Raw genomic sequence first — 7062 nt, forward strand, 5'->3', positions numbered from 1 at the left:
AAGGAAAATAGCGCAGATAATATTGAGATATTAGTCAGCTATTTGACACCGTTTGTCCAGATTTAACAATTTTTAGCCCATTTAGATGGCTATCGATTGAATTGAGGACACGCCCTAGAGTCCGGTTTAGATTATACTGGGCTTTTATGTTTTGACAAACCCATACAATAAAACCAGTTTAGCACGCTATGCTTATCATAGAGCGCCAAACTGGTTTAAAAATTTGCATCACTGTACTTAATATTACCAATGAAGCACATTGTCTTTGCAAGTATGGATGAGTGACACACTAAGGCATCAAACACTGAGCTGTTAAGCACTCGCAATGCTGTCTTTAAAGCTGTCCAAAATTGGCTCAAGCAAGGCAAACTTACGCTTGTAACTGACTTGATTGACAATGAGGCGTGACGATACATCGCAGATATGGTCACGGGCTTCAAGGCCGTTGGCACGCAAGGTGTTCCCTGTATCAACCACATCAACGATAAGGTCTCCGAGTCCGACCAGCGGTGCCAGCTCCATCGAGCCGTATAGTTTGATCACATCGACCTGCTGGCCTTGGCTGGCAAAATACGCCCGAGCCACATTGACGTACTTGGTGGCGATGCGCAGACGACGATTGGGCAATGGCGCGTCTTTTACGCCTGCGGTCATCAATTTGCACTGGGCAATCTGCAAATCCAGCAGCTCATACACATGGTTGGCACCGTGCTCAAGCAGTACATCTTTACCCGCCACACCAAAATCCGCAGCGCCATGCTCGACGTAGGTCGGTACATCACTGGCACGCAAGATTAAGACGCGTACATTGGGGTTTGAGGTTGGAAAAATAAGCTTACGCGAGGCTTCAGGGTCTTCTAACAACTCAACGCCCGCTGCGCGCAGCAAAGGCATGGTCTCTTCTAAAATACGGCCTTTAGATAAGGCCAGCGTTAAGCCTGAAAATTCCTCATTGACTTGGTTTAATAAACCATCATTTGATTGGCGGGTGCTTGCTTCGGTCATAATGACATCGTGTCCATGTACAGTTGGCATCCCCGATAGCGGGGCGTGAATTTATCATTGCTAAGCGATTGGAGTAAACCTTCATGCGCCAATCATTGAAGTGCTTGACGCATAAGGGTTTACTGAGTCGTTCAGTGTCTGACTGACTTAAGGCATGGTTTTATGTAGTTGCTGACAAAAACCAGCAAAAAACTGCCGCCTAGTCGTTGCTGTTGTTGCTATTGATACGTTCGATATTGACGCCGAGCGCACGCAGTTTGCTTTCTACGTTTTCATAGCCGCGATCGATATGATAGATACGATCGATCAAGCTCTCACCTTCGGCGGTCGCCGCGGCCATCACCAAGGACATCGATGCGCGTAAATCGGTCGCCATCACAGGCGCGGCGGTAAAGTTTTCGACGCCCGTAACTACGGCAGTATGACCGTCCACCTGAATGGATGCGCCCAAACGATTGAGCTCTGGCACGTGCATATAGCGGTTTTCGAAGATATTTTCGATAAAGGTACTGGTGCCATCAGCCAGACAGCTAATCGCCATGAGCTGCGCCTGCATATCTGTTGGAAAACCAGGATGCGGTTGAGTACGGATATTGACAGGTCTTGGTCGACCCGTCATTTGCGCGCGAATCCAGTCATCACCTGTGGTAATCACCGCGCCCATATCTTCAAACTTCTCTAGCACAGGGGTCAATAACAGCGCAGAGGTGTTTTTGGCCAATACATCACCGCGAGTCATCAGCGCGCCTGCCAGATAAGAGCCTGTCTCGATACGATCCGCCACTACTGAATACTCACAGCCATGCAGACGCTCAACGCCTTCGATGGTCATGGTCGAGGTACCGATGCCGCTTATCTTGGCACCCATCGCGACCAGCATGTTGGCCAAATCCACCACTTCTGGCTCCAGCGCGCAGTTGCCAAGCACTGTAGTACCTTTAGCAAGGGCAGCCGCCATGATGACGTTTTCAGTGCCGCCGACCGTGATCATGTCAAACGAGAAGTTACAGCCGATTAGTTTGCCGCCTTTTGGCGCTTGCGCTTTGACATAGCCGTTTTCGACGCTGATAGTAGCGCCCATGGCTTCAAAGGCTTTGAGATGCTGATCGACAGGACGCGAGCCAATCGCGCAGCCACCTGGCAATGAGACTTCTGCTTCACCAAAACGTGCCAGCAACGGCCCCAATACCAAAATCGACGCGCGCATGGTCTTGACCAGATCATAGGGCGCATAAAAATTATCGATGGTTTTGGTATCGCACGTGACCGTATCACCTTGTTTTTGAATGTGGATGCCCATACCACCGATCAATGCAATCAGGGTACGCACATCTTGTAGCGATGGCACATTATGTAATGTCGTTGGGGTCTCAGCCAATATCATGGCCGCAAGTAACGGCAGCGCGGCATTTTTGGCGCCTGAAATCGTAACTTCCCCTGCAATACGACTACTACCCGTGATTAAAAATTGATCCATAAAAGTGGCAACCTAGCGATGAGTATAAAAAGATGAATATAAAAAATAAAAACCAAACCACCAAAACCTGCGATTTAGACAATAAATGAAGCAGCAGGCTTGAGGCGTCTAATGAACAGGCTTAAGCATAACGTCTCATCATAAAGAGTGACGTCTAGCCTTTTGATTGAGCGTCCCACTCAGCGGGCGTCAATGCTTGAATATTGAGCGCATGAATATCTCCGCTGGCAATCTTGTCATTAACCAGCGCATATACCGCTTGCTGACGCTGAACGCTGCGTTTGCCTTCAAAGCTGGCATCGACCACGCGCACATCAAACTTGTTGCCTTGATTGGCCGCTTGAATAAAAGCGTCTGGAAAATGAGTCTGTAAAAATGCAATCAAGTCGTCAGCGTTCATGCTCATAAATCTCTCTGCCTTAAATATAAAATAGGGTATGAATATAAAGTGAAGACATTATAACAAGAGTTTGGCTATCTTACAGTATTGTCTTGCTTTACCATGTTTTATGATGCAGTAGCGACCAATCAGTCGTGCCCACAATGCCTTTCACTCTTTATCGTTATTTAAGGGCGTCATCTAGGTGGCTAAGCACTTGCGCGCGCACGTCATTGACCCAGCGTAGCGGCGGTGCCATCGCCCCAATACTGGTCGCATGGCTGGCACCTGCTATTTCACCGTTTTTGACAGAAACGCCAGCTGCTTTTAGTGCTTGCGTCATCTTGATGGTATTGCTGTCGTGGACGATGTCGTCTTTTTCGGCCGTCAATAATAAATAAGGCGGCTGTTTTCCTTTGATATGACGATCGGGCATCACCTCATCTGGCGTGGCAGCGGCGGCAAAGGCCGATGCGCTATCAAACTTACGAAAGTCATAACTGTATGGCCCCGCGATGCCGACGACTGTCCCTACAGCGCTTGGCTTGATATGATAAGGGGCCAAAAATTCCTCGTTGGCGACCGCTGCCACGGCGTTGAACGCTCCAGCAGAGTGCCCAACCACCGCCACACGAGCAGGGTCAGCATACAAGCTGGCCGCGTTGTTTAGGCTCCAAGCGATCGCCTGCGCGGTGTCTTTGACATAAGCGGGATAGACATGCTCAGGCGCCTTACGGTAATTGATCACCGCTGTGACATAGCCTGCCTGCGCCAAACTCTGGCCGACAAAGGCGTATTGCTCTTTGCTCCCGCTCTCCCATGAGCCGCCATGGACAAACACCACCATCGGATAACGATCACTGATCGCGCTTTGTGCCGTCATGGCACGGGTCAACGGCTTGGGGTAATAAATATCTAAATCCTGTAAGGGCTGATCGCCATACAAGATGTCTTTGCTGACCCCAACACCGCCGCCTGAGGTAATTCCATTGACGAGAGTCAAGGGTGATAATGCCTGCGCGCTTTGGCTTACCAGCACCGCGCCGCCAATTGCCAGCAGCGCCGCGCCCGTCACTTTTAGCACCTTCTTACTTGCTGCTTGAGTGTCAGCGCTTTTTGTATTTGTCTTGTGACTGTGTTGGCGCTTGTGGCCATCATCATGGTCATGATGCCGCTTGCGTGTTTTGAGATCCTTCATCGCCAGTGTCCTTTTTTATGTCTTTATAGCCATATTTATCAGCTTGGGTGTGTGACACATTGACTGGGGCAACATTGGCTCACGACTTTGATCATAAGCCCTTATTCACTTATCACCAATCATTTATCGCTAGCCACGTACCATCAGTCGCTTACCGCGGATTATTTATAGCCATTCATATAGTCACTCATCTAGCCATTCATTTACAGAGTAATCAGTTTACTGGCTGCCAAAAGATTTCTCGTGTTTTTGCTGTTACTCGTGTTTAGGCTTCTTGTCATCAGCGGCGGCTATATCAGCGCCAAATACAATCGAGGCACTGGCTCACGATGAAATGAGGTATTTACGGATTTTGATAAATATCGACATTCTCACTAGCAGAAGCCTCACTAGCAGAGGAGTCGATAGGCGAACCCTCTTCAGTCACCACTATAGGCGTGGTGGCTCGGGCTGGGCTGGGTGCGACTGCACTACCCGGCTCATCAGCAACGCGCGCGGCAGCCGAGCGCTGCACAACTGGCGCTAACGCCGGATTGGCCAGATTGTCCTCATACATAATATCGTCTTCACCAATCTTTACCCCTCTATCGTCGACAACGGTCGTCAATAGCACAAGCTCGGTCACTCCTACGGTGTCGTTGGCGATATCGATTAAGTGGCTTTGCTGCGTCGGTGTCACACGTCCCATGACATAGACCACGCCGTTGTTACTCACCACCTTGATTTGGGAGGCTTTGACGCCGTTATTTGTCGCGACTTTTGCCAGCATTTTTGAGGTGATATAACCATCATGGACAGTCGAGCTATAGCCCTTTGAGGCACTGACGGTCAGCTCATTATAGACACGGCGCACGTCTGGCATGGAGCTGACGACGTTTTCTATCTCCGTCTTGATCGCAACACTTGGCACCTCACCGGTCAGCAGTACTTCACTATTAAAGCTATCGATACTCATGCGGCTGGTCTGCTGCAAGTCTTCTTTTAGACCATAAACATTGATTTTGGCAGTGTGTTCAATGCTACGATCCAGCAGGCGCTGCGGAATGGTACGCTCAGTCATGGGCACACCATAAGTCCCTTGTGTACTGTTGGTCAGATAATTGGTGGTACAACCCGTACTAATGACGCTTGCCAGCAGCACAGCACCTATCGTCATGCGATATGATGAGCCAAAAATAGCAGTGCGCAAGTGCATCCGTGTCATGATTTACCTCTTAGAGCCTGATGAAATAAGTAAGATATTGGCGATGATTGATGAGCAAGGCATGCCATCGCTTTTTTATTGAGCTACTTTACTCAATTTTTTGGGTGAACGCTTAGGCTTTTGGTAACGATAATTCAACCGACAAACACCTTGGCATCGCTCGCGCACGCTCAGACTCATTAATACAACAAGAATCAGCACCAAGCGCGCCAAGTGTACTCAGTAATTATGCCCAGTCATATAAGTAAAAAAGCCAATGCCGCCTCACCAAGCATTTGCCATAAACGCGCCTATCAGCCACTGCGGCGACTCAGACATGTGGGCTTCTGCGAGCTTGTGCTTGCCTGCGGTATCATAGGCAATGACATCAAACCGGCAATCAAAATCTCTATACTCAGGGTGCTGCTGCAAAAAATAGCGTGCTGCCTTGATAAGTTTGTTTTGCTTGGATTTGGTGACGCTCAGCAGCGCATCGCCAAACCCTGATTGGCGCCGTTGACGCACTTCGACAAACACTAGGGTCGACCATGCCGCGCCCGTCTCTAGCATGACCAAGTCAAGCTCGCCGATTTTGGGTTGTTGCCAGTTTTGTGCAATCAGCGTCAAGCCTTGCGCCTGCAAAAACGCACAAGCGCGCTGCTCAAACAAGCTGCCTTGACGCTGCTTGGGCGAGCTAAGGTGTAAGGGTTGGTGATGGGTCATAAGAGCAAGATACCTGCTGAACATTTCAGAATTATCATAGCACAACATGATAAACTAACCACTTTTGCGCCTTGTCTATCTATTTGGTCTGTCACCATGGCCTGCATTCATGGGGTTGTTACGGCCTTTATTATGATGTTGTGCTAAAGACCACACATCAAACGCCAAGATAGAGCGTGGCGCTATATTGTATGCCCGACTTTTATAACAGAGGTTTTCATGTCCATCCCTACCGCGATGCCAGCTTGTTTATATATCGTTGCCACGCCGATTGGTAATCTGAGCGACATGACGCCGCATGCCATCGATGTCTTAAAACAAGTGGCCATCATTGCCTGTGAAGACACCCGCACCTCCGGCAAACTGCTATCGCACTTTGGTATCCATACCAAAGACAACAGTAGCGAGGCTGACGCGCCCAAAGCGCATAATAAGCTATGGGCCTATCATGAGCACAACAGCGCCATCCAAACGCCAAAGATTATCGAGATGATCCAGCAAGGCCATTCCGTCGCTTTGATCAGTGATGCTGGCACACCACTGGTCAGTGACCCAGGCTATCAGTTGGTACAAGCGGCGCATGCCGCTGGCGTGAGAGTATCACCTGTGGTGGGTGCATCGGCTGCCATTGGCGCGCTATCGGTCGCAGGGCTGCCATCAGATCGTTTTAGCTTTATTGGGTTTTTGCCTGCCAAAACTCACGGTCGCCAAAAACAACTGACCGCCTTAACGACACGCACCGAAACCTTGATATTTTATGAAGCGCCGCACCGCATTCTGGCAAGCTTAGCGGACATGACGGCGATATTTGGCGCTGATCGTGAAGTGGCGTTTTGCCGTGAGCTGACCAAAACCTTTGAGACGGTGCACAAAAGCACGCTTGGCAACTTAATTGAGTTTGTCACAGCCGATGACAATCAGCAGCGCGGCGAAATCGTCTTGGTAGTCGCAGGTGACCATACCGCACAAGACGCCGACGACATCAGTGTGCACGATGCGTTACTACAACGTCTACTGGAGGATTTATCGGTCAAAAAAGCCGCCGCCTTGGCCGCTGATATCACTGGCGTGAAAAAAAACGCGCTCTATCAGCGTCT

Annotated in this window: 7 protein-coding genes; 1 reads left to right on the forward strand and 6 read right to left on the reverse strand. The window is 49.6% G+C overall.

Features of this window, described 5'->3' with window-relative positions:
- Window positions 1-312: 312 nt before the first annotated feature.
- From hisG to NK638_RS11300, 6 genes are all read right to left on the reverse strand, one after another.
- The gene (hisG, locus tag NK638_RS11275; protein WP_075102594.1) at window positions 313-1005 is read right to left on the reverse strand and encodes an ATP phosphoribosyltransferase; all 693 of its coding nucleotides are present in this window, start codon (window positions 1003-1005) and stop codon (window positions 313-315) included.
- A gap of 199 nt (window positions 1006-1204) precedes the next feature.
- The gene (gene murA / locus NK638_RS11280) at window positions 1205-2482 is read right to left on the reverse strand and encodes a UDP-N-acetylglucosamine 1-carboxyvinyltransferase (protein ID WP_105244203.1); all 1278 of its coding nucleotides are present in this window, start codon (window positions 2480-2482) and stop codon (window positions 1205-1207) included.
- Between the two features lie 154 nt (window positions 2483-2636).
- A complete protein-coding gene (locus NK638_RS11285; protein WP_192994740.1) occupies window positions 2637-2882 on the reverse strand; it encodes a BolA family protein in 246 nt (81 codons plus the stop codon).
- A gap of 163 nt (window positions 2883-3045) precedes the next feature.
- Window positions 3046-4059, reverse strand: a complete 1014-nt coding sequence (locus tag NK638_RS11290) for an alpha/beta hydrolase (RefSeq protein ID WP_274633093.1) — start codon at window positions 4057-4059, stop codon at window positions 3046-3048.
- Window positions 4060-4402: 343 nt separating this feature from the next.
- The gene (locus NK638_RS11295) at window positions 4403-5263 is read right to left on the reverse strand and encodes a BON domain-containing protein (RefSeq protein WP_274633094.1); all 861 of its coding nucleotides are present in this window, start codon (window positions 5261-5263) and stop codon (window positions 4403-4405) included.
- 264 nt (window positions 5264-5527) lie between these two features.
- Entirely contained in the window at window positions 5528-5965 is a 438-nt protein-coding gene (locus NK638_RS11300; protein WP_446739836.1) for a YraN family protein, read from the reverse strand.
- Between the two features lie 219 nt (window positions 5966-6184).
- Here NK638_RS11300 and rsmI point away from each other — a divergent pair.
- The coding region (gene rsmI / locus NK638_RS11305; protein WP_274633096.1) for a 16S rRNA (cytidine(1402)-2'-O)-methyltransferase at window positions 6185-7062 on the forward strand (878 nt) is incomplete at its 3' end.

It is taken from the genome of Psychrobacter sp. A3 (assembly GCF_028823565.1).
In the GTDB taxonomy this organism is placed as follows: Bacteria; Pseudomonadota; Gammaproteobacteria; order Pseudomonadales; family Moraxellaceae; genus Psychrobacter; species Psychrobacter celer.

Excerpts from the sequence above, each read along its gene's own strand:
- murA (WP_105244203.1), bottom strand. The coding sequence starts at position 2,482 with ATGGATCAATTTTTAATCACGGGTAGTAGTCGTATTGCAGGGGAAGTT.
- NK638_RS11300 (WP_446739836.1), bottom strand. The coding sequence starts at position 5,965 with ATGACCCATCACCAACCCTTACACCTTAGCTCGCCCAAGCAGCGTCAA.
- NK638_RS11290 (WP_274633093.1), bottom strand. The coding sequence starts at position 4,059 with ATGAAGGATCTCAAAACACGCAAGCGGCATCATGACCATGATGATGGC.
- NK638_RS11285 (WP_192994740.1), bottom strand. The coding sequence starts at position 2,882 with ATGAACGCTGACGACTTGATTGCATTTTTACAGACTCATTTTCCAGAC.
- NK638_RS11295 (WP_274633094.1), bottom strand. The coding sequence starts at position 5,263 with ATGACACGGATGCACTTGCGCACTGCTATTTTTGGCTCATCATATCGC.
- hisG (WP_075102594.1), bottom strand. The coding sequence starts at position 1,005 with ATGACCGAAGCAAGCACCCGCCAATCAAATGATGGTTTATTAAACCAA.